This window comes from Acinetobacter lwoffii, assembly GCF_015602705.1.
GTDB lineage: Bacteria > Pseudomonadota > Gammaproteobacteria > Pseudomonadales > Moraxellaceae > Acinetobacter > Acinetobacter lwoffii_E.
Window position 1 is genome coordinate 1,034,685 of the sequence record NZ_CP059081.1, and the last position, 22,849, is coordinate 1,057,533.

Sequence of the window (22,849 nt, forward strand, 5' to 3'; positions counted from 1 at the left end):
GTTATGATGTGCGCGATCCAAAAAAGATGCGCTCATAGCTCAACTGGATAGAGTACAGGTCTCCGAAGCCTGTGGCGTGGGTTCGAGTCCCGCTGAGCGCACCATTTATTTAAACTATAAAACTGAAAAATAAATCAAATTAGTATCGCACACAGTTGCGGCCATCATCTTTCGCCCGATAAAGATTGTTATCGGCAATTTTCAAAACGTCTAGAATATTTTTAGAACTGTCTGGCCAAGAAGCAATCCCAATCGAAATGCTAATGTGACCTATATTCTGAATCTCTTTACCTGCAATCTCTTTTCTGAACCTTTCCGCACTTTCATACACTTCAGTGAGATTGCTGTTCGGTATAATAATGATAAATTCTTCACCACCGTAGCGGCAGCAAATATCATCTTTACGAAATTTTTGCTGCATCGTCTTGGCAATATGCTTTAAGACAACATCACCTTGATCATGACCATAATTGTCATTAATGTTTTTAAAATGATCCACATCCATCAGAAGCACTGAAAAAGGGATGTTCATTTTCATGTTGTGAGTCATGACATAATTCAACCCACGACGATTCATCAAGCCGGTTAAAGGATCTGTATTAATATGATGATCCATTTTGCTCATTTGTTGTGAAAATTTGCGAACACTGAGCAGTAGAGCTAACTTGAATTTTGTGACCTCATAGTACCAGGGCTGGATATCCTTAATTTTTGAACCGATTTCTGCCTGATTCAGTAAACTTGCCATATCTGCCAGTTGGTTCAACGGAGCCGAGATAGAATCAGACAGTCGCCATACAATATAAAAAACAAGCAGATAAAATAAAAAGAATCCTGCGGCTAATTTATAAAGGATAGAATTTGCCTGTTTAAGTAAATCATGGGTGGGTTGTTGGGAAACCACGATCCAGTTTGAAGTCGGAATATGAGAAAAACCCGCCAGATTATCAGTGCCCTGGCTATTGATTAAACGAATTTGACCATTTTTATGCGCATGCATATATTCCAGACCAGTATTATTGCTGGCCAATTGACCGATTCTTTCACGATCGGGATGGAAAATAATTTTATTTTCATTGTTAATCACATACATATAACTATTCTTATAATTTTTATAAGTGGTTAGAAGCTGATTAATTACATTTTTTTCTTTTAAATAAATCGCTGAACCGATGAAGCCCTGATAGTGATTTGACTTGTCAAAAATAGGTTGAGATATAAACACGATCATGTTTTTTTGCACAGAAAAATAGGGTGAAGATATATAAGTCGATTTTTTATGCAGAGAGTCAATAATCCCTTGAGTATGTTGTATTTTGCTTTTATCAATATGCAGAATATTCGGCGAAAAGTTTATCAGTCTGCCTTGGGTGTCACTGATCACAACACTGTTATAGTGTTCAGACTGATATTTTAATTTATTGACCTCGGCTTCTCTTAGCTCATTGTTATTAAAGTCTTGACCTAATATCTTGGCGCTATAGTCCAGTTCAAGAAGCATATTTCTAAAATGGTTGTCTGTGCTTAATGCAATTTTATGTGCATGGTCAGCGTTTAAGGCAAGAGAATTGTCGATTAACTGATTTTTTACGATCTGATAGCTAATAATGAGAGAAATAATAAAAAGGCTAGACACACTAAAAATAGCCAATAAAAGTATTAACTGCCTTAAATTGAGATCAAGGTATTTCCTAAAATTATTAGCTGACATAAAAAATTAGATATATCTCGATGTATTTATGAGCATTGTATTGCATTTATATTCAATGTTTAAGGTTGATATAAAATTAAATTTCCATTAGGTGGGAGTTTTTATTTTGAACAAATTTAGAATTTATAGGTCGCTTGGCTGTAAATAGGGTGAATTTGAAAAGCTGAGTAAGGTTCTGAATATTTGACTATGCTGCAAATAAAAATATGGTATTTAACGTTCAGAAAATCAATTGAATAATTTTGATTTCCTCATGTAAGTTATTAAATAATCAGACAAAAATATGGTTAATTGACATTGATGGGAGATTAAATTGTCGCCATTTTTTGAAAAATAATCATTTTAAAATTAGTCGTATCGATTCATGACAGCAGTTTCTTTGAATATTGCGTCCTTTTCCGGAAGTATTTTTTATTTATAAAAAATCATATTCCAACTTAAATTTTAAAGCGCTTATTGAGATTATGAACGAGAGTATTGAGCCGTCTATGCAACGGGAAGTTGTATGCTTAATAAGGTATTTTTCTAGAAATCAATAAATTAGATAAAGATGATATGAATGCAAAATTCTTCGTAAGACAAGCCAGAAATATTCTAATCTGCTTTAAAAAAATGACAATTGGAATCTTGTATAAGTCTTCTTTTAGAAGTGTAAAAGAGTATTGTCGGTTAAAAAAATACTGCTATATTGAACTCATGGTAGGTCGTAAAACCAATAAGACGCTACCGATAAGTTGGACGGATCAATGACAGTTAGTTGAGTTTGATGTTTATCACCAGACAATAAATCTAGCACTAGCCATCCAACACAGAGCTCGCAGAAATGCGAGCTTTTTTAATGTCTGCACAATTCATTCAGTTTAATATTCTTTTTCTTATAATCCCTCCAGATAAAAAAGTTTACATTGCCAAATTCGCTAACATCTTGAAGATTAATCGCTTGGCTAATTATGGTATAAAAAACTGCAAATTGGATAATGAGAGAGGAAGGAAAAATGTCAAAGATGATTGATATCAAGGTGAAAGATCAATTTAGCCAAGTGACTGAAGCGAAAGCGATGCTGCGTTCCTTTGCAGAGCACAACATTCATCATGCAGCTGAGTTGGTCAAAAAAATTGAACACATCGTGGTGGATGGTGAAACCATTCTGCCGAGTATTGAGTTGTTGTTTGAAAGCCAACAATCTTCAAATATTTATCGCGTTATCGAATAATTTAATCAGTGAACTTCAGATAGGTAGAAAAAAATTGAACTTATTTATCCGAAATCACCGATTCAGCAGATAAAAAACTCACCATTTAGGTGAGTTTTTTATACTTTGGTGTTTGCTAGCTTGGATACTACTGTATGCAGCTATAATCAGAAGCTGATTCAATCTCTAAGAGAAGACAACGTGGTAGTGAGCCTTGATTGGCCGAAGAAATATCCCATAACAATAAAAAAGCTCGCTGGAGTGAGCAAATATTTAAATCTGTTTAAGCTGCACATTCACATCATATTTTTCAAAATCTTTTAGAATCTGCACTAAAGTTTGCTGTGCGATTGTATGCTCAGGGCTTAAAGAAATTTCCCGACGAGTCGTGCTGTCAAAACATTCAATGGCCTGGATCAGCCAATGATGCTCAATGGGACTTTTTTGAATCAACACACGGCGCGGTTGCAAGCTGTCACTGATCTGGCGGGGAAGCACATAGGTAATCGCCAGTTGCACAAATTGCAGTTCTTCAACCGGACTTAAAAAGGTGATCACCCAGTTGCCAATTTTACTCAGTTGCATGGGATTATCGAACGCATCGAATTCTAAATAATGTGACATATACATGATCCAATCGGATATCTATGCTCACCTATATGGCGGGATTGTAATTATTTTTTCTATCACGCTTAAGTCGGATATTCCGAGCTTTAAATTTCGCTTGAATATAAATATTTCAAATAATCAATCAGTTGTCTTAAAAAATCAAAGCTAGCTTATTGTTAAACTTGCTCATTTAAGAGTTTTAAAGACTAAGATCTTATTAGTCTTCAGCTTTATTTTGCTGTAATTGATCTAAAGCAAAATTGATCTGCTTCAGAATGTGATTCAATTCTTGGGGAGCAATACGGCTTTCCTGAAGGGACGTGATCCATTGCATTTGGCACAGTTTTAAACTGCGCGTATCCGGCGCCTGTAAAATCTGATGAATTTGCTGCTTGGCCATCAAGCCACAATATTTTTGTAAGCTTTCCATCATCATATATTTAAGGTCTTCAAAAGACATAGGTTGCAGTTCAGGCAGCTTTTTTGCATGGCTTGAATCCGTTTCAGCAGATGGAATGTCCTGCGCTACTTTAATGGATTCCATCTCAGGATGGAGTTCTTTTGTCGCAGAAGCTGCTGCTATCGATGAGTCCAACGATCGGTGAATCTCGGAGTGTGCCAGGTCAACTTTTGTATCTGTTCTTGCATCAGCCTGCTTTTGACTGATGGCTACCTCGCCCGTTTCAGCTGGAACGATTAAATCCATGGCATAAAGTTGATCTAAGAGTTCGGTAGGAGCAAGCTGCTGCTTTAAGCCATCATTTAATAAGTTGAAATCCTGGCTGCCGATCAGAACCAATAAGCGGCGTTGGCGTGCGGTCAGTGGGATGGAGCGATCCTGTAGCACCTCGATCCCACGTTGAGTTTTATAAAAATGCATCATAGCTGAATAGATGGTTGCTTAAATTCAGCTAGAGCATAGTCTGTGAAAATTACATTAATATGAAGTATTTATTAAAATACAGAGGTTTATTTTGATAAGACCTATAATGTCGTGATCGCCGTATTTTCAAGTGCCTTGCGTAAATAAGGATCGAGTTCATCCTGACGCAGCAACCATTGCACATAGTCAGCAGGTAGTTCTGCAATAGCAGTGCCGCGATGTTTACCAAAATTAATCGTACGTGGAATTCGGGCATCTTCAGAAGCGTCGAATAATTCCTGCATGCTGTTGATTTTTAAATGATGCACAATATGCATCAAAATATTGGCAGTTAAAATAATATCCATATCGGCACGATGCGCTTTACGGATCATTTCACGCGCTCTTTCGCTGCCTTTGGTGATCATATAAATCAGTGCAGAAATATTGTGTGCTTCTGCATCTGGCCAGACCCGACGTGCTAAAGCCAGTGTACAAATCGCCTTGATTTTTGAAGTATCTACACCACATTTTTCGATGGCACGGACGTCATAATCAATATTATGGCCGATCATGTAGATGGTTTCATCAGGCAGGCGAAAGGTACTGTAATGCGGTTGACCTTCCAGATCCGATTCCAGAATATGATGCACGGCCATGGCAGCAAAAGAAATGGCTTCGTCACATGAATAAAGCTGATCAAACAGGCGGCTTTTATCCAGACTGATTTTATGCTCTACAATTTCGACAGGCGCATAAGCAATTTCGATGGGTTGACCATTTAAAGTATGCGTTTCGGTATCAAGAATAATGGCCTGCATGTCGGAAATGTGCCTGAAAAAGAGAGAAGAGTAAAATCTAACATTATTATTTTGCAACTGACAATTGAATTGCTTTATTTCTGTATGAATTGCAGGCTTTTTAACGTATGACGACTATTTATATAGTTCTGGAGAGGGGAAATTCTCTATTTTAAAGTTTGCTGATTTCATAATAAATCTAAACTGGTGCGAATTTAATAGAAAAAATAACGCATTCTTTTCTTGATATTGTTTAGATAAATTGGGAAATTACATGTAGTTTTATCGTTTGTTAAAGATAAAACCAGAAAAACTCATTAGAGATGATAATAAATAAGATAAGGATAAGATCGATGAAACGTCAAGTATTGACCTGTGCTCTTCTCACATTAAGTGTAGCCTTAACTGCTTGTAACGATGATAGTGATAATGATCGTTTTTACGAGTCCAAACCTGCCATTCCAGTAAATAATATCGATAATCCAGTCGTGGCAACACCTGTAGCCTATACGCAAACGGATTTTTCTGGGATCGCTGACGAAAGTGTGATCATGACTTATAAGATGTTAGGAATTAATGGTAAGGAAACACAAGCTACTGCATTAGTTTTCACACCCGAAGGAACGCCTCCAGCTACAGGCTGGCCAATTGTGGCATGGGCACATGGAACTACCGGTGTAGCTGATCAGTGTGCGCCGAGTCGAAAAGCGCTGAATGATTATATCAAAGCCATGATTGGCGGGTTTCTTCAAACTGGCTATATTGTAGTGGCACCTGACTATGAAGGTTTGGGAGAGCCGAGTGGAAAAGAACTTCATCCTTTCTTGAATTTGAAAAGTGAAGCTTATTCTATTACTGATGCAGTCGTAGCTGCACGAAATTATTTAGGTTCACAAGCATCCAATCAATGGGTGGCAGTAGGGCATTCTCAAGGTGGCCAGGCAGCTTTAGGCGCTGCGCAATATGCAGCACGTGCTTCTAAGATGACCTATAAAGGTACGGTAGCTTTAGCACCGGCTTCAAATTTCAATCTGATTTTGACAGGAGGTGAACAACAGGCGGGACAAGAAACAAATCTGGATAAAAAAATTGGAACTTTAGCATCTTTAGATACCTTTACTGCCCTGATTGTTGCTGGTTTGCGTAACCCGAACCCGAATCTGCAATATAGTCAGATTTTTAAAACGCCAACCGATGAAATCGCGAAAAATGCAGAAACTGATTGCTATGATGTATTAGGCCAGAAATTTGGTACTGCAATGTATGCTTATGCACAATCAAATAATAACTCGGTAAATAATTATCCTCGTACTCAAACTAACTTTATGAGTATTCCAGTCGTAAAGAGCTTCTTAGAAAAAGATTCTCAGCCTTTACTTGTTAAAGTTTCTACGCCAGTGATTATTTATCAGGGTTCAGCAGATAGTACCGTTCCGAAAGCAGCAACAGATGTTTTGGTTGCACTCGCCAATCAGAAACAAACTTCAGTACGTTATATTACGGATGAGTCAAATGCGACTAAATGGGATCATGGTAGCGTCTATGCACTGAATATTCCTAATATTATTTCAGATGTAAAATCTCTAATGCCAATTCAATAACTTATTTTTATCTGAATGGCTCATGTTTTTTTAGATATGAGCCATTTTTATTGCAAACTGAATAAAGTTCATGATCGAAAATTTAAAACTTCATGCTACAATACGCGCCAATCTTAGCACGGCTTAAAAGCCCTAAATCAATAGGACCTCGCTAATGTTTGCCAATATCTCTATCGCTGAATTTGATCCAGAATTAGCTCAAGCAATCTCGAATGAAGATGCTCGTCAAGAAGCTCATATTGAGCTAATCGCTTCTGAAAACTACTGCTCACCAGCAGTTATGGAAGCTCAAGGTTCAAAACTTACTAACAAATATGCGGAAGGCTACCCAGGTAAACGCTACTATGGCGGTTGCGAGTATGTAGACGTTATCGAACAATTGGCGATTGACCGTGCTAAAGAACTCTTTGGTGCTGATTATGCTAACGTTCAGCCACATGCTGGTTCACAAGCAAACTCAGCAGTTTACTTAGCGCTTCTGAACCCGGGCGATACAGTTCTGGGTATGAGCCTTGCTCACGGTGGTCACTTGACGCACGGTGCAAAAGTAAGTTTCTCTGGTAAAACATATAATGCGATTCAGTACGGTTTAAACCCTGAAACTGGCGAGATCGATTACGAAGAAGTTGAGCGTTTGGCGCTTGAGCACAAGCCACGCATGATCGTTGCTGGTTTCTCTGCATACAGCCAAATCGTTGACTGGCAGCGTTTCCGTGACATCGCGGACAAAGTTGGCGCTTACCTATTTGTTGATATGGCTCACGTTGCAGGTCTGGTTGCCGCTGGCGTTTACCCAAGCCCGGTGCAAATCGCTGACGTTACTACGACTACGACTCACAAAACACTTCGTGGTCCACGTTCAGGTCTGATCCTTGCGAAAGCAAACGAAGAAATCGAGAAGAAACTTCAATCGGCTGTATTCCCAGGCAACCAGGGTGGTCCTTTGGTTCACGCGATTGCTGCGAAAGCAATCTGCTTCAAAGAAGCAATGGCACCTGAATATAAAGCGTATCAACAACAAGTCGTTGTTAATGCGAAAGCAATGGCTGAAGTATTAATCGCTCGTGGTTATGATGTAGTTTCTGGTGGTACTGAAAACCACTTGTTCTTGCTGTCTTTAATCAAGCAAGACATCACAGGTAAAGAAGCTGACGCTTGGTTAGGTGCTGCTCACATTACTGTGAATAAAAACTCTGTACCAAACGATCCACGTTCTCCGTTCGTGACTTCAGGTATCCGTATCGGTACACCTGCAGTAACAACTCGCGGTTTCGGTGAAGCTGAAGTTCGTGAACTTGCAGGCTGGATCGCTGATATCCTAGATGCTAAAGGCGACGAAGCTGTTATTAACGCGGTGAAAGAGAAAGTTGCAGCGGTATGTGCTAAATTCCCAGTTTATGCATAATCGCTTATAAACGGAAAGGAGCTCCCAACCGGGAGCTTTTTTTATAACTGTAAAAATAACGATATAAAAGATGTTTGGCCTTGATCGGACTTACATAGATCGATTTCCTTGCCGTAATAGATTGAGTCATCAATAAAATCATATTGAGTTTTTCTCAATCTGGCTTAAAGTCTTTTATCAACTATTTGTATTTTAAAATGCTTTAAAAGAATGGATGCATTCGTTGCACGCTTTGCTTGAAATTATTTACAGGAATTATTTTCAGAACCTGACACTTTAAAACTAATAGGTTATTGAGCTGAAGATCATGGTAGATGAAGCGCTTGAGTAAATCCCATGTTACTGTAAGGTGATACTGATATAAGCGCTGTGAATGACATCATTCTTTTTATTTAAACGTTATATGGATCGGTATCATTTGAATATGGGTAAATCCTGTATTTAAAAATGCTGCTGGCGGTTGATTGATTAATTTTTCATTTATGCATTAAACAAGGTAATAAGGATGACTAAACCCAACATTATTTTATCTGAGCAAGATTTACATCGTCTGGAAACGATGCTGGAGAACCAGAGCAAACTGAGTGAAACCATGATCCGCTTAGAGGATGAATTGGCACGTGCCGAAGTGGTCGAGCCGCAAGCGATCGCAAGCAATATCGTGACCATGCATTCACGTGTGTCGCTGACCATTGCACCTTCTACGGAAGCTGTTGAGGTGACACTAGTTTACCCACACGAATTTAAAGGTGAAAAGGGGCAGGTCAATGTCATCGCACCGATAGGTGCAGCCATTTTGGGCTTAGCAGAAGGTCAAACCATTGAATGGCCACAACCGGATGGTCATACCATGAAAGTAACCATTGAAAAAGTGCTGTTTCAGCCGGAGAGCGAAGGGGATTATCTTTAAGCCAGCGTTGGATCATCCTTGAAAGCCATAGTAATATGGCTTTTTTTGTATATGGATTTTAAGTAAAACCTGGTGTTGTAAGCATTTAGATCAGATTGAATACATTTTAAAGTTCTAAATGCTTAAAGTTAAACAATTCTCAAGATGCTACGTAGCCATTTATCTCTGTAATTGGATTGTCTTGCCAAAATCATAATTAAAATAAAGATAAAACATGGATTTAGTTAAAGTGATGTAACGAATTTCTGGATAAATATACACAACGCAGTCTGTTTTTTTGCTACATTCGAAGATGTTCTAGACTTCTTTGTTTCACTTTTTTAAAGGATATCGCCTCAACCATGTCGCGCTTTGAAGCTCTACCTGCCTTGACTGACATGATGCTTGATCGTGAGGAAATTCTGGCGATTAAGCGTAATGAGCTTGTGCCTGTACTGGATAATCAATATGGGCTGAATCATTATGCAGATGCTTTGATTCAGGCACAGTCCGTTCTACTGAATGGTGTAGATCCGCACTTGACCCAACAGTTAAGCCATACCATTGAGCAATTGATTCAGGCTTTGGCAGAATCTAAAAAATATCTGAAAAAACGTAAATTTAATGCCCTACAGAAATGGCTAGGCATCGATCTGGATTATGGCTCAAGTCAGGTGGAATATTATCAACGGCTAGACCGTTTGCTCGATCAGGCCGATCACTTAAGCCGTAAATTGCAGATTGAAATTCAGAAATCGCAGTCACGTTTTCAGCAGCTTTTGGGGTTGCGCGAACAGATGGCCAAGCACATTGTCGCAGCAGACGAGTTTCTGTCTGAATATCCGCTATTCGTCAAAAACCAGCATCCCTTGGATAATTTTTCAGAACGCCTCTCCAAGAAAATTAATACCTTACGTACCTTGCAAAGCAGTAATGACATCGCCATTACCCAGATGCAGCTTTCGCAGCAGCTTTCCTTTAGCCTGCTGGATCGCTTTAAGGAAGCACAGCAGGTCTTGATTCCGGCCTGGCAATATCATGTCAAACAAAGCCAGACGAAACACTCGACAAGTGATCTGGAAAAACTTGATAATAGCCGTGAGAGTCTGATTAAAACGTTAAAAAAATCCCTCGAGAAACCCTCGAAAACATAACAATATAAGGTGAACTATGACCAAGTCTGATTTAGTAAATTTGCCTGTTGAAAGCTCGAATGAACTGGTCGAACAAAAATTCCAGCAAATGGACCTGAAAGAACTGGGCTTACAGCCTGCTGACTTTCAGGAGGTGCTGGCTGCACGTAAAGAGTTGCAGAACATGAGTCATAACAGCGTGGCTGAATATGGCAAAAATATTGCGACCAAAACTTCGACCTATACCGATGAATTACTGAATCTGGTGCAAAATAGAGATCTGGATGCGACAGGACAGAAGCTGAATCAGGTGGTACAGGTGGCTCAGCAGCTGAATACCAGCAGTATTCTCAATAAAAAGAAAAGTTCGGGTTTTTTTGGCAATATCATTAGCAAATTCAAAGGTGCGAAAGATAACTTTGATGCGCATTTCAATACCACTAAAGAGCAGCTAGATGTACTGGTGAAAGAGATTGAAACCTCGCAATCCGGTTTGAAAGCACGTGTTGATACCCTGGATAAAATGTTTGACGGGGTACAGGATGAATATAAACAGCTCGGGGTACATATCGCCGCAGGCCGTTTACGCGAACAGGAGCTGCAGCAGGAAATTTCCACTTTAACCGCCTTACCGCAAGATCAGAGCACCACCCAGAAAATTTATGACCTGAACCATCTGGCCAATAATCTGGAAAAACGTGTCAGTGATTTACAGGTACTGCAGCAGTCTGCCATGCAGACCTTGCCAATGATCCGGATTATTCAGTCAAATAACCTGATGCTAGTCGACAAGTTTTATGCGATCAAAAATATTACTTTACCAGCGTGGAAAAACCAGATCAGTCTGGCGATTTCATTGAGCGAACAGAAGAACAGTGTGCAGCTGGCCAATACCATTGATGATGCTACCAATGAGCTGCTGCGCCGTAATGCTGACCTGTTACATCAGAACTCGGTCGATACTGCTAAAGCCAACCAGCGCTCGGTGATTGACATCGAAACGCTTGAACATGTGCAAAATACCCTCATTAAAACTGTAAATGATGTGATTCAGATCCAGAAAGAAGGTGTACAAAAACGCACAGAAGCAACCGTGCGTTTGAAAGCTTTGCAAGATAATCTAAATCATTTGGTGATTGAATCAAGTACCAGTGGATCCAAGCCCAACTAAATCAGGTAGGGCCAAAATCTGAAAGAAGGAGTAGAGATTGCCGCCCTTAGATGAATATGCCGTTAAGCCTCAGGACATCAAGCAGGGGGTAGTTGCACTCAAGAAACGTCAACGCAATTTGATGCTATTGGGTTTGACTAGTTCTACCATATTTATAGCCTCATTGATCAGCCTATTTTTCCAGCAGGAACTGGTCTATGGCTTTTTTGGCCTGAGTACCCAAGTACAGCAATTGCATTTACCGGTCAGTGTAGATGCCACACTGGCCAGCATTGGTGATAGTCCGGATTATTTTTTTAGTTTGCTGAGCTGGTTTGGCTGGCTGATTATTAAAATTTTTGCCTCTTTTATCGGCGCATTCTTTGTGATTGGCTTACTGAAAAAGTTGCGTTTCTTTTATGTTCGCTTTCAGTCTTTTGTACTGAAATTTGTCGCCTGGCTGATCGCTTTTATCGTGATCTGGTCAGGATTAACTTACTGGCAGCATGATCTACGTAATGATCGGGATGATGCTTATCAGCAAGTGGTGTATTACGACAGCAATATTAATGACAGTGAAATTGCCCGTTATCTGGCCGATTCAGAGATTGCAGCACCGGTGAAATCTTATTTACTGGCGCAAACGGCATTGCTGCATAAGCCGCAGGATTTATCTGCCGCAAAACCTTATGTTTTAAACCTGGTTGAAGCAGAAAAACAGGATCCTAAATTTGAACAATATGGTTTCAAGCCTGAACAAATCTGGACCATGCAGCAACAGGTCTATGGTCAAGCCATGACACCAGTCGCCAAGAGTGTAAATACACAGGTGCAACAGGCGGATCAGTTAAATCAGATCACGAATCTGGTTATTATTGGTGTTGCTATTTTATCGGCACTACTTAGCCTAATCTTGTTTTTCTTGGCCAACTCAATCAAGGGTCGATCACTCCGTATCGAACAGCGGATTCATTAATTTCCCAAAATGCTCCTGAATAGGGAGCATTTTTTTGATAAAATTTCAATGCTATTTTTAAGATAACCTATTCAACTTGCTTAACACAGCTCAAAAATTTAAATAAGGCAGTAAAAAAAACTAGGTTTAGCTTAATAATCTAAAATATCGATCAATAAAATAAAAACAACCTGTTTTACCTATTCAGTCGATTGTCCTATCATGGCTGTATCAAATAAACATTTACTCCTTTGGAGACGTTAGCAATGTTAGATCAAAATACTTCAGCCCAACTTAAAACCTTATTAGAACGCCTAGAAGGCCCGATTGAACTGGTGGCGACTTTGGATGGCTCTGACAAATCAGCCAAAATCCAGGAACTGGTGTCCGAAGTGGCTGCACTGTCTGACCTGGTGACTGCACGCTTTGACGGGACCAATGCACGTGCGCCAAGTTTCGGGATTGCAAAAGCTGGTGAGGAACCACGTGTATTCTTTGCAGGCTTGCCAATGGGCCATGAGTTCACCTCACTGATCCTGGCATTGTTGCAAACCTCAGGTTATGCACCGAAAGTCTCTGATGAAGTTCTGGCGAATATCAAGAGCCTGGGTGTTCAATCTAATTTCGATGTATTTGTATCCTTAAGCTGCCATAACTGTCCGGATGTGGTTCAGGCACTTAACCTGATCGCCATCTATAACCCAGGCACTACAGCGACCATGATTGATGGGGCTTTCTTCCAGGAAGAAGTAGAAGAACGCAAAATCATGGCGGTTCCGATGGTGTTCCAGGACAACCAGCATATAGGTCAGGGTCGTATGACGCTGGAAGAAATCATTGCCAAGTTGGACAGCAATGCCGCTACCAAAGATGCGGAAAAGCTGAATGCCAAAGATGCCTTTGATGTCCTGGTGATCGGTGGTGGTCCTGCAGGGAATACTTCTGCGATCTATGCAGCACGTAAAGGCATTAAAACCGGGATCGTGGCTGAACGCATGGGCGGTCAGGTCATGGATACCATGGACATTGAAAACTTCACGTCAGTACAAAAAACCCAAGGTCCTAAATTTGCAGCGGAAATGGAAGCCCACGTGCGTGAATACGGGGTCGACATCATGAACCTGCAACGCGTGTCTGATATCAAAGGGGCAGACGAAACGGCCAATGGTCTGGTGGAAGTGACTTTAGAGAATGGTGCCAAACTGGAATCTAAAACCGTGATTCTGTCGACCGGCGCACACTGGAGAGAGATGAACGTTCCAGGTGAGCAGGAATACAAAACTCGTGGTGTGGCCTACTGTCCGCACTGTGATGGCCCACTGTTTAAGGGTAAACGTGTCGCCGTGATTGGCGGTGGTAACTCGGGGGTGGAAGCTGCGATCGACCTGGCAGGGATTGTAGAGCATGTAACTTTGGTGGAATTTGATACCAAATTGCGTGCGGATCAGGTGCTGCAAGACAAACTGAACAGCTTGCCGAACACCACCGTGATCAAGAATGCCTTGTCGACTGAAGTGCTGGGTGACGGTTCACAGGTGACGGGTCTGAAATACAAAGACCGTGCCACAGATGAAGAGCATACAGTAGAACTTGCAGGGATCTTCGTGCAGATCGGTTTGTTGCCAAATACGGACTTCCTGAAAGAAACGGCTGTTGAATTAACTAACCGTGGCGAGATTGTGATTAACGACCGCAACGAAACCAATGTCAAAGGTGTATTTGCAGCAGGTGACTGTACCACAGTGCCGTACAAGCAGATCATCATTGCCACCGGTGAAGGTGCCAAGGCGTCACTGTCTGCTTTTGATTACATCATCCGTTCAGGACAATAAAAAAATAGCACCTGGGTTCCCCAAAACCGAGGTGCTATATCTTATAAATACATTATTATCGCTTTATAGGAACTCAGGACGCTAACACCCGAGTTCCTTTTTTTATATTTATTATTGGAACAGCCAAAAGTGTCCCCACGCACTTTCAGCTGTTCCTTTCCTCTGCACAGTTTTTGTTTTCAACCCTTATTTTTATACTTTCCCCAAGGTTGTTTTTATATAAAGCAATGTTTATTCCATCGCTTCATTTTTAAGATTTAAATAAGTTCAAACCCTTAAATTTTTCCAGTAATTGTTCTTGTGTTTCCCGATACTCCGGATGTGGAACAATGCATTCAATCGGACAGACATCTACACAGGTCTGATGCTCATAAAAACCGACGCATTCTGTACAACGGTTCACATCAATTTCATAAACTTTCGCACCCTCATAAATCGCGTCATTTGGGCATTCCGGTAAACACATATCGCAATTGATGCATTTGTCGGTAATTAGTAGTGCCATATTTAACTCGCTTGATAAGCCAGTGAAGATGCCGAAATATCCATAGTCGAGCTTGGCAGATTACGGATGAGCAGGGCATATTGCATATCAACATCTGCCGGAACTGGAATCTCAACGATATGACCTGAACCTTTGGCGTCTTCGATCAGATTACCTTTTTTGTCTTTCATTTCGGTTAAATTGAAAGTGATATTGCCTTTAGTCGTCATCAGTTCGAGTGAGTCACCGACGATAAAACGGTTTTTCACATCGATCTTGATGTAATCTCCATTGCGCTCCAGTACTTCACCGCAGAAAATTTGATGATCAAAACTGGAAGAACCATGTTCATAATTCTGATATTCACTATGCACATGGCGGCGTAGAAAACCTTCGGTATAACCACGATTCGCTAAGCCTTCCAATTGTGTCATCAGTGACGGATCAAAAGGTTTACCCGCAAGCGCATCATCAATCGCTTTACGGTAAATTTGAGCAGTACGGGCGCAATAGAAATAAGACTTGGTACGGCCTTCGATTTTCAGTGAATGCACACCCACTTTAGTTAAGCGCTCTATATGTTGGACTGCACGTAGATCTTTAGAATTCATGAAATAAGTGCCGTGTTCATCTTCTTCTGCGGCAAACATGTCTTCATCATTCCGCTGCAATAGCACAGGCTCATCAAACTGATGTTGTTCTTGCATGTGCTGTTCATCAGCATCTTTAGAGCAGCAGCTTGAATCCAGATTTTTTACCGGAATGACATCACCGGTTTCATCTTCATTGGCTTCCAGAACTTTATATTCCCAGCGGCAGGCATTGGTGCAGGCACCCTGATTAGCATCACGTTTGTTCATATAGCCAGACAGCATGCAACGGCCAGAGTAGGCCATACATAATGCACCATGAACAAAGACTTCAATCTCCATATCAGGCACTTGCTGTTTGATTTCTGCAATTTCTTCAATGGATAGTTCACGTGACAGAATGACACGGGTCAGGCCCATATTTTTCCAGAATTTCACGGTTGCCCAGTTCACGGCGTTGGCCTGAACCGACAGGTGAATATCTATCTCTGGAAAATGTTCACGCACCAGCATGATCAGACCTGGATCGGACATGATCAGGGCATCTGGCTGCATCGCGACCACAGGTTCCAAGTCACGAATAAAATTTTTCAGCTTGGAGTTATGTGGCTGGATATTGACCACCATATAGAATTTTTTGCCGAGTTCATGTGCTTCTTTAATGCCAATCGCTAAATTGTCATGGTCAAATTCATTATTACGAACCCGCAGGCTATAGCGCGGCTGGCCGGCATAGACTGCATCTGCACCATAAGCAAAAGCGTAGCGCATATTTTTGAGTGAGCCAGCTGGTGAGAGAAGTTCGGTAATAGTGGTAATGCTCATGATCAAATCGAAAGACATATAAAAAGTACGGCTTTATTCTAATCATCTGGAATTTGGATTCAACCTAGTAAATCACTCGGAAATACGCGATTTGGAGGTAAAACAAGGTTTTATTTTAAGTAGGGAGCGTCCATAAAATTTCTTCAATATTCAGTCATTTTCAGGGTTTTCAAGCGTTTTTAAAATCTGGCAATGATCAATCGTGGTCGGGGTATTGCAACTTTCTCTCAGTGTAATCAGTTGCTGTTCAAATATTTGTAATTCTTTAATTTTATTTGAAATATCCGAAAGATGCTGATCAATCAATTGGTTGACGGCACAGCAGTCTTGCTCCGGATTTTGTTCAAGTTGAATCAGGGTTTCAATCTCTTTTAACGATATGTCCAAGGCACGGCAACGCTTGATAAAAAGCAGTCTTTTTAATGCGTCTTCACCATAATAACGATACTGATTACTTGCTCGAAAATTCGGCTGGATAAAGCCTTTTTTCTCATAAAAACGTAGGGTATCGGTGCTTAGACCAGTTTTTTTGGCCATTTCTGAAATCAAATAAACTGACATATCACCCTCATGCTTGACCTTGGAGTTAGTCCATAGTTTCTAATCAATTTATCGTATTTTAGATAAAAAATCATCGGGGGAATGATATGGCTTGTAGTTGTAGTCCTGAACCGGCACCCATCAAGCCCAACAGCAAATTTAGAACAGCGCTATGGATTGCCTTGCTGGTGAACTTGACTTTATTTGTAGTGGAGCTGATCGGTGGTGCATATGCACATTCATCGGCCTTGTGGGCAGACGCGCTAGATTTCTTTGGAGATGCGGTCAATTACGGAATTTCTTTGGCTGTACTCGGTGCGAGTCTGTATTGGCGGGCAACAGTCGCTTTGGTGAAGGGAATGACCATGGCATTGTTTGGTCTGGTGGTTATTGGCAAAGTGATTTACGCCTATCTGCAAGGCATTCCACCTGAAGCACTGACAATGGGCCTGATTGGCGTGCTGGCCCTAGTGGCAAATGTTTTTACAGCAGCCATTCTTTATGCTTTTCGTGAGGGGGATTCCAATATGCGGTCGGTCTGGCTCTGTAGTCGCAATGATGCAATTGGCAACTTTGCGGTCATTTTGGCAGCCGTAGGCGTATTTGGTACAGGCAGTCTTTGGCCAGATATTATTGTGGCTGTAATTATCGCAACACTCGGCATCACATCAGGTTATCAAGTGATTAAGCAGTCTCTTGAAGAAAGATCACTAAAACATAAATCCAGCTAATTTTTATATTTAAAGCTGTCCTGCAGGGCAGCTTTTTATTTATTTCCATTTTTATAATATTTGAAAAATAAAGCTTTACAAATAAACAAATTAAATTAGAATCTCTGGCGAAATTCAGAAAATATACATAAATTTTAATAATTTAGTTTTTTGCATCGTGCGAGGGTTAATGTGAATTTAATTAAAATTTTTTCAATATTGGCAATATCGGGGCTAGCCGCTTGTAGTTCCAAAGTCGTGACTTATGATGCAACAGGAAAAATCATCGGTTCATGTATGGCGACGCGTGGCCTACTTTCGACCGCAAGTGCACATTGTAGTGGTTCAGGCGATGCCTTAGGTGTGAATTACAATACGCCAGATGCGAATACAGGCCTATTACCAACGCCACCAAGCCAAAATCAGATTAATTTAAAACCGTAAATAATAAAGGGGAATATCATGAAATTATCAGCACTTATTGCACTTGTAGCGACTGTTGTATTGACGGGCTGTGCATCGTCAGTAACTACATTTGACTCTCATGGCCGTATGATTGGTTCATGTAAAGCGCAAACGGGTTTCATCATTGCAGGTGGCGCAGGCTGTTCAGGTTCTGCAAACCAGGAAGGTCGCGATCGTTAATTATTTAGTGATGGTTCCAATAAAAAACCGGACTTTTAAGTCCGGTTTTTTAGTTTAGAAAATCTTATTTTTCAACGAATGCACGTTCAATCACGTAATCGCCTAAAACGCCCATTTTCGGAGATTCTTTCAGACCGTGTTGATCAAGAAGCGCAGCAACGTCATCTAGGAATGCAGGGCTACCGCATAACATGGCACGGTCAGTTTCCGGGTTGAAACGTGGCAGACCGATTTTTTCAAACAGTTCACCGGTTTCAATCGCGGTGGTTACACGACCTTGGTTTGGATATTCTTCACGGGTGACGGTTGGGTAATATACCAATTTTTCTTTCGCGCCGAGTTCAGAGAAGAATTCATGATTTGGCACTTCATTCAGGATCAAATCTTGATAAGCCAGTTCTGAAATGAAACGGGTACCGTGAACTACGATGATTTTTTCAAAACGCTCATAAGTTTCAGGATCGCGAATAGTCGACAGGAACGGTGCAAGACCAGTACCAGAAGAAAGCAGGTAAAGATTTTTACCTGGGTTCAAGTCATCAAGTACCAATGTACCTGTCGGCTTTTTAGAAACCAAAATGTCATCACCGACTTTGACTTTCTGTAAAATCGAAGTCAGTGGACCATCAGGCACTTTAATTGAGAAAAACTCTAACTCTTCTTCGTAGTTGGCGCTTGCAATTGAATATGCGCGCATTAACGGCTTGCCATTGACTTCAAGGCCGATCATTACAAACTGACCGTTTTTAAAACGCAAAGCAGTGTCACGAGTCGTTTTAAAAGAGAATAAAGTATCATTCCAGTGGTGGACGTGAGTAATCTTTTCGACGTTAAAAGCAGCCATTAAAGGTCTCAATAAATTATCAAATTAGAACAGCTTGCTATTCTAATCTAAATTCATTCTCGATAAACTGAATATATTTAATTGAGCTTATCAAAAAAAGTGATGATGACTGAACTGACGCTGCCGATTATTGGTTATATGCGTTCTCCCTATAAAGAAAAATTTGGTATTCCTCGTCAGCCGAATCTGGTTCAGGTCGAAAGCTATATTGAAATGGTCGGGCCCTATAATGACCTGCTCGCCTTTGAGGGAATTGAAGAATTCAGTCATTTGTGGCTGGTCTGGCAATTTCATGACAATAAAAACCAGCACAACAGCCAGTTTCGTCCACAAGTGCGTCCGCCGCGTTTGGGTGGTAACAAGAAAATAGGCGTGTTTGCTACGCGCAGCATGTATCGTCCATCACCGATTGGTTTATCTGTGGTCAAACTCAAAGAAGTGAGAAAAGTGGGCAAACATGTTCGAGTGTATGTGACAGGGAGTGACTTGCTCGATGGCACGCCAATTATGGATATCAAACCTTATATTCAATATTCGGATGCCATCATTGAAGCACAAAGCGGTTATGCACAGGATGAACCACCACGTAAAACCGTCATTTGGAGCGATGAAGCGGAGCAGCAAAAGCAACAATTACTAGGAAATGGAAAAATTTCTGTGCAGACTATTCAGGAACTGGAAGCTGTCTTATCTCTAGATCCAAGACCTGCATATCAGGAAGATGAGGAGCGGGTATATGGAATGAAGTTCGCAAACGTTGATCTTCATTTCAAAATTCATGCTCAGCAAGTGCTAATTGTTGCTATCCAGCATACTCCTTCCTAGATTATAGGTTCCACCACAACAAGCCAATCAAAACTGCCATATGCAAAATCTGCACAGGCGCAAAATAAAGGACAAACTTCCAGCCACCAGTCAAAGCGGCATTGGCTGACTTGGCCAAGGCGTGAGCACCCAAACCTAAAAGCAGGGCATAAATCAAACGTAGATTAGAGGGATCGCCTTGAACGACAACACTGGCCATCGCGGCATGAATCTCAAACAGAGAGGCGAGCAAGGTCCCGGCCAGTAAGCCGGCATCCCCGAGCCAGACCTCCAGTCCGTAAACTCCAGCCTGAATCAATGTTAATGTGACTGCAATAATCACGGCTTCTTTTAAGCTGAACATCTGGCTGTCTGATGATTCCATGCTCGGAGCAGGTTTTGCCTTGCGCAATAATAAAAATGCACAGGCTGCCAGAAGGATTACGGCAACTAAAGAGGGCAAGAGCAGGATTTTCAACCAGCTCCATGATACGCCTCCAACCACAATCAATAGCAGCACAATAGTCGAGATACAGGACATCAGCGCGGCGCCGGCATTCGATCGTGCATCCATTTCACCTTTACGGACCTGTAAGCCCAACTGTGCGATGGTGGCTGTACTGGAAACAAAACCGGAAGCGATGGAGGACAGCATCAGGGCATTTTTAGTCGAGAAAAAGCGTTTCGCAATATGCGCCAAAGCTTGTACCACTAAAATTAAGGTCAGTAATTTTAAAATAAGATAAGGGTTAAGCACTTCGCCCCAAAAAGGCCGGTCAGGGGTCAGCGGCAGACCAATCAAAATTAAGGCCAGTAATAATAGTCCATCCCTAAATTCGGCTTCTTTAATCCATTTTCCGGCAATATTGTGCATGGTATGTTTGGCCATCAAAATACCGGTTAAGAGCACAGAAAGACCGGCTGCCAGAGGAATATTCCATAAACACATGGCGCCAATAAAATAGGTCATCACAAATGCAAGCTCTGTGGTAATGCCCGGATCATCTGGTTGATTTTTGATAGATAAAATGACCATACCACCCACGATCAAAGCACCTATTACAGCAATCACGATTCCAAACAGGAAACACAGTGCGCCCAATAAAGCACAGATCGCAAAGGAACGTAAGCCGGCAAAACTCGGTTGCTGCTCACGTTGTTTATGTCGTTCCCGCTCCAGACCAATCAATAGGCCGCAGCCTAATGCCGAGGTGAGTATCGTGAGCAGTTCATGAAAAGAATGCGCATGCAGGGGAACCGCAGTCAAATTCATCTGTGACCTCAGCAAGCTAAGAGTTGATTATTTAAAAATATATGCGACGAGATAGAGTTTGCATAGATCAAAAATGTTGCGGTAGTAATCAAATCCATTATTTACTTTCTTTTTGAGATTGAAATAGAAACGTACATTCAACAGGTGGGGAGTATGCGAAAAACTGCAAAAACTTGTTATAGTGGAGGCAAGTTTGGGGACTGATAATAATGAAATTTGACTTTGAAATTGATACGGCATGGTGTCTAGACCAACTCTTTAAAGACGGTAAAATCAGTGAACGCGACCGAATGCTGGTACAAACCACTCATCGGCAACGTGAACAATTAAAATGGCACCCTTTACAGTGGATTGCCAATTTTAATCTGGTCGATCAATCTCATCCTCAAACAACGCTGACCCTGAACCGTTTATGTCAATGGCTGGCAGAAAAAACCGGATTGATGTTCTATATCATTGATCCGCTTAAAGCTGATGTACAGGCATTGACCCATGTCATGTCGCAAGAATATGCACTGCGCAACCATATTTTGGCAGTAGAAATTCAGGCAGACAAAGTTCTGATCGCTACGGATCAGCCTTATAAAACCGAATGGGTGTCGAATCTTGAGCAAAATATTTCCCCGAAAAAAATACAACGGGTATTACTCAATCCGGAACAGTTACAACGTTATATTACTGAATATTATCAGGTCAGTCGCGCAGTCAGTGGTTCACAAAAATCGTCTGCTTATGACCGAGAAAATAAAGGTGTAGAAGCCTTATTACAATTGGGTGATTCACAGAATCCGGATGCCAATGACCAGCATATTGTCAAACTGGTGGACTGGGTGCTGCAATTTGCCTTTGAACAAGGTGCCAGTGATATTCATATGGAACCACGTAAAGACACCGGCAAGATCCGTTTCCGGATTGATGGGGTGCTGCATACGATTTACAACATGCCGGCCAATACATTGACCGCTGTCATTTCCCGGATCAAGATTCTGGGCCGGATGAACGTCGCGGAAAAACGTAAACCACAGGATGGCCGCCTGAAAACCCGTACACCAAAAGGACAGGAAACCGAATTGCGTTTGTCGACCTTGCCAACGGCATTCGGTGAAAAACTGGTGATGCGTATTTTCGATCCGGAAGTGCTGGTGAGAAGCTTCCAGCAACTCGGTTTTGAAGGTCATCTGCTCAACGACTGGAACAATCTGACCAGTCACAGTCACGGCATTATTCTGGTGACCGGTCCGACTGGTTCCGGTAAAACTACTACGCTTTATTCAACCTTGAAACAGCTGGCGACTGAACAGGTCAACGTCTGTACCATTGAAGATCCAATCGAGATGCTGGAACCCAGCTTTAACCAGATGCAGGTCAATAATGGTATCGATCTTGGTTTTGCTGACGGCGTGCGTGCATTGATGCGTCAGGACCCGGACATTATCATGGTCGGGGAGATCCGTGATCAGGACACTGCCAATATGGCGATTCAGGCCGCATTGACCGGTCACCTGGTTCTCTCAACTTTACATACCAACGATGCGCCGTCGAGTCTGACCCGTCTGCATGATCTGGGCCTACAGCCATTTTTGACAGCAGCAACCATCTTGGGTGTTCTGGCTCAACGTCTGGTACGTAAGCTGTGTCCGCACTGCAAACAGGAAAGCTTCCTGAATGAACAGGAATGGCAGCATCTAGCTACGGATTATCCTTTGCCGCGACCGGAATTTGTCTTTAAGGCGGTGGGCTGCGAAGAATGCCGGCATACCGGCTATAAAGGCCGTATCGGGATTTATGAGTTTATGCCATTGAGTCTGACCACCAAACAGCTGATTGGTGCCGATGCCAACCTGAACCAGCTGCGTCAGCAGGCTAAAAAAGAAGGGGTAGAGCCGCTCAGAATTGCCGGGGCACGCAAGATTCTGGAAGGTGTGACCACGCTTGAAGAAGTCCTGAGAGTTGTGCCCTTAAATTAATTTTGAAAATGAAGCAATCTTAAGATT

The 22,849-nt window shown here is 41.5% G+C and carries 22 protein-coding genes and 1 tRNA gene; 14 read left to right on the top strand and 9 right to left on the bottom strand.

What is annotated here, in order from left to right:
- The first annotated feature begins 28 nt into the window (after positions 1–28).
- Positions 29–104, top strand: a tRNA-Arg gene (locus H0S56_RS04940).
- 35 nt (positions 105–139) lie between these two features.
- Here the strand turns inward: H0S56_RS04940 and H0S56_RS04945 are convergent.
- Positions 140–1,711 (bottom strand): sensor domain-containing diguanylate cyclase, encoded by a 1,572-nt coding sequence (locus tag H0S56_RS04945; RefSeq protein WP_195725800.1) that lies wholly within the window; start codon positions 1,709–1,711, stop codon positions 140–142.
- A gap of 995 nt (positions 1,712–2,706) precedes the next feature.
- On the opposite strand from H0S56_RS04945, the gene H0S56_RS04950 reads away from it, so the two are divergent.
- On the top strand, positions 2,707–2,925 hold the full coding sequence (locus H0S56_RS04950) for a hypothetical protein (RefSeq protein ID WP_004645598.1): 219 nt from the start codon (positions 2,707–2,709) through the stop codon (positions 2,923–2,925).
- Positions 2,926–3,177: 252 nt separating this feature from the next.
- On the opposite strand, the gene H0S56_RS04955 is transcribed toward H0S56_RS04950, so the two are convergent.
- The 3 genes from H0S56_RS04955 to H0S56_RS04965 form a co-directional block, all read right to left on the bottom strand.
- The gene (locus tag H0S56_RS04955) at positions 3,178–3,528 is read right to left on the bottom strand and encodes a hypothetical protein (RefSeq protein ID WP_195725801.1); all 351 of its coding nucleotides are present in this window, start codon (positions 3,526–3,528) and stop codon (positions 3,178–3,180) included.
- Between the two features lie 202 nt (positions 3,529–3,730).
- On the bottom strand, positions 3,731–4,396 hold the full coding sequence (locus tag H0S56_RS04960; RefSeq protein WP_195725802.1) for a hypothetical protein: 666 nt from the start codon (positions 4,394–4,396) through the stop codon (positions 3,731–3,733).
- A gap of 101 nt (positions 4,397–4,497) precedes the next feature.
- Positions 4,498–5,196 (bottom strand): DUF3820 family protein, encoded by a 699-nt coding sequence (locus tag H0S56_RS04965; RefSeq protein WP_005247474.1) that lies wholly within the window; start codon positions 5,194–5,196, stop codon positions 4,498–4,500.
- Between the two features lie 332 nt (positions 5,197–5,528).
- On the opposite strand from H0S56_RS04965, the gene H0S56_RS04970 reads away from it, so the two are divergent.
- The 7 genes from H0S56_RS04970 (at position 5,529) to ahpF (ending at position 14,140) form a co-directional block, all read left to right on the top strand.
- Positions 5,529–6,776 carry an alpha/beta hydrolase gene (locus H0S56_RS04970; protein ID WP_195725803.1) on the top strand — a complete coding sequence of 416 codons (1,248 nt, stop codon included), beginning with the start codon at positions 5,529–5,531 and terminating at the stop codon, positions 6,774–6,776.
- A gap of 154 nt (positions 6,777–6,930) precedes the next feature.
- Positions 6,931–8,181: a serine hydroxymethyltransferase gene (glyA, locus tag H0S56_RS04975; protein ID WP_005103619.1), complete on the top strand. Its 1,251-nt coding sequence runs from the start codon at positions 6,931–6,933 to the stop codon at positions 8,179–8,181.
- A 505-nt stretch (positions 8,182–8,686) separates the two neighbouring features.
- Positions 8,687–9,091 (top strand): nucleoside diphosphate kinase regulator, encoded by a 405-nt coding sequence (gene rnk, locus H0S56_RS04980; RefSeq protein WP_195725804.1) that lies wholly within the window; start codon positions 8,687–8,689, stop codon positions 9,089–9,091.
- A gap of 341 nt (positions 9,092–9,432) precedes the next feature.
- Entirely contained in the window at positions 9,433–10,224 is a 792-nt protein-coding gene (locus H0S56_RS04985; protein ID WP_004279021.1) for a hypothetical protein, read from the top strand.
- Positions 10,225–10,240: 16 nt separating this feature from the next.
- Complete coding sequence (locus H0S56_RS04990) at positions 10,241–11,374, top strand: toxic anion resistance protein (protein ID WP_005106475.1); 1,134 nt, start codon at positions 10,241–10,243, stop codon at positions 11,372–11,374.
- A 37-nt stretch (positions 11,375–11,411) separates the two neighbouring features.
- Positions 11,412–12,329 (top strand): hypothetical protein, encoded by a 918-nt coding sequence (locus H0S56_RS04995; RefSeq protein WP_195725805.1) that lies wholly within the window; start codon positions 11,412–11,414, stop codon positions 12,327–12,329.
- Between the two features lie 245 nt (positions 12,330–12,574).
- The gene (gene ahpF / locus H0S56_RS05000; RefSeq protein WP_195725806.1) at positions 12,575–14,140 is read left to right on the top strand and encodes an alkyl hydroperoxide reductase subunit F; all 1,566 of its coding nucleotides are present in this window, start codon (positions 12,575–12,577) and stop codon (positions 14,138–14,140) included.
- 250 nt (positions 14,141–14,390) lie between these two features.
- Here ahpF and H0S56_RS05005 read toward each other — a convergent pair whose 3' ends face one another.
- The 3 genes from H0S56_RS05005 to H0S56_RS05015 form a co-directional block, all read right to left on the bottom strand.
- Positions 14,391–14,645: a YfhL family 4Fe-4S dicluster ferredoxin gene (locus H0S56_RS05005; RefSeq protein ID WP_004645588.1), complete on the bottom strand. Its 255-nt coding sequence runs from the start codon at positions 14,643–14,645 to the stop codon at positions 14,391–14,393.
- Positions 14,646–14,647: 2 nt separating this feature from the next.
- A complete protein-coding gene (gene trhP / locus H0S56_RS05010) occupies positions 14,648–16,057 on the bottom strand; it encodes a prephenate-dependent tRNA uridine(34) hydroxylase TrhP (protein ID WP_195725807.1) in 1,410 nt (469 codons plus the stop codon).
- Between the two features lie 132 nt (positions 16,058–16,189).
- A complete protein-coding gene (locus H0S56_RS05015; RefSeq protein WP_195725808.1) occupies positions 16,190–16,600 on the bottom strand; it encodes a Cd(II)/Pb(II)-responsive transcriptional regulator in 411 nt (136 codons plus the stop codon).
- Between the two features lie 86 nt (positions 16,601–16,686).
- On the opposite strand from H0S56_RS05015, the gene H0S56_RS05020 reads away from it, so the two are divergent.
- The 3 genes from H0S56_RS05020 to H0S56_RS05030 all read left to right on the top strand — a co-directional run bounded on the left by H0S56_RS05020 (position 16,687) and on the right by H0S56_RS05030 (position 17,934).
- A complete protein-coding gene (locus tag H0S56_RS05020) occupies positions 16,687–17,310 on the top strand; it encodes a cation transporter (protein ID WP_005106481.1) in 624 nt (207 codons plus the stop codon).
- A 171-nt stretch (positions 17,311–17,481) separates the two neighbouring features.
- Positions 17,482–17,733 carry a hypothetical protein gene (locus tag H0S56_RS05025; protein WP_004279009.1) on the top strand — a complete coding sequence of 84 codons (252 nt, stop codon included), beginning with the start codon at positions 17,482–17,484 and terminating at the stop codon, positions 17,731–17,733.
- A gap of 18 nt (positions 17,734–17,751) precedes the next feature.
- Positions 17,752–17,934 carry a YgdI/YgdR family lipoprotein gene (locus tag H0S56_RS05030; protein ID WP_004279008.1) on the top strand — a complete coding sequence of 61 codons (183 nt, stop codon included), beginning with the start codon at positions 17,752–17,754 and terminating at the stop codon, positions 17,932–17,934.
- Positions 17,935–17,998: 64 nt separating this feature from the next.
- Here H0S56_RS05030 and H0S56_RS05035 read toward each other — a convergent pair whose 3' ends face one another.
- Positions 17,999–18,778: a ferredoxin--NADP reductase gene (locus H0S56_RS05035; protein ID WP_004279005.1), complete on the bottom strand. Its 780-nt coding sequence runs from the start codon at positions 18,776–18,778 to the stop codon at positions 17,999–18,001.
- A 105-nt stretch (positions 18,779–18,883) separates the two neighbouring features.
- On the opposite strand from H0S56_RS05035, the gene tsaA reads away from it, so the two are divergent.
- Complete coding sequence (gene tsaA, locus H0S56_RS05040) at positions 18,884–19,603, top strand: tRNA (N6-threonylcarbamoyladenosine(37)-N6)-methyltransferase TrmO (RefSeq protein ID WP_195726055.1); 720 nt, start codon at positions 18,884–18,886, stop codon at positions 19,601–19,603.
- 1 nt (position 19,604) lies between these two features.
- Here tsaA and H0S56_RS05045 read toward each other — a convergent pair whose 3' ends face one another.
- Positions 19,605–20,855: an MgtC/SapB family protein gene (locus H0S56_RS05045; RefSeq protein WP_195725809.1), complete on the bottom strand. Its 1,251-nt coding sequence runs from the start codon at positions 20,853–20,855 to the stop codon at positions 19,605–19,607.
- 209 nt (positions 20,856–21,064) lie between these two features.
- Here H0S56_RS05045 and H0S56_RS05050 point away from each other — a divergent pair, with 209 nt between their 5' ends.
- Positions 21,065–22,822 carry a GspE/PulE family protein gene (locus tag H0S56_RS05050; protein WP_195725810.1) on the top strand — a complete coding sequence of 586 codons (1,758 nt, stop codon included), beginning with the start codon at positions 21,065–21,067 and terminating at the stop codon, positions 22,820–22,822.
- Positions 22,823–22,849 lie beyond the last annotated feature (27 nt).